The sequence below is a fragment of the Galbibacter marinus genome (assembly GCF_000300875.1).
Lineage (GTDB): Bacteria > Bacteroidota > Bacteroidia > Flavobacteriales > Flavobacteriaceae > Galbibacter > Galbibacter marinus.
The window spans coordinates 1-449 of record NZ_AMSG01000073.1; the positions used below are offsets into that span (position 1 = coordinate 1).

Annotated in this window: 1 protein-coding gene; it reads left to right on the top strand. The window is 36.5% G+C overall.

The window, feature by feature from the left end:
- On the top strand, window positions 1-449 hold a 449-nt coding region (locus I215_RS15620), incomplete at both ends, for an RNA-guided endonuclease TnpB family protein (protein WP_008992962.1).

Below are 449 nucleotides of genomic sequence, written 5' to 3' on the forward strand. Positions count from 1 at the left end.
ATCAGAAAAGATTACTTACACAAAATATCTACTGAAATCATCAAAAACCACGATGTAATATCAGTCGAAGATTTAGCTGTAAAGAATATCATGAAAAATCATAGTTTAGCACAAGCAATGAGTGATGTTTGGTTGGGTGCATTTTACACAATGCTTGAATATAAAGCTAATTGGAATGATAGACAATTTGTTAAGATTGAAAGATTCTTTCCATCAAGCAAAACGTGTTCAAGTTGTGGATGGATAAAACAAGATTTAACACTTTCTATCAGAGAGTGGACTTGTGAATCTTGTGGTGAAGCCCACAATAGGGATATAAATGCAGCAAAGAATATATTAAAGCAAGGTATAAACATATTGTCTGGTTGTGGGATGCAGTCGGACTCTAAACAAAAACGGGATGAGGCGTTGCCATTAGGCGAGTCTGCGACCCCCGAAGCCCAATCCAT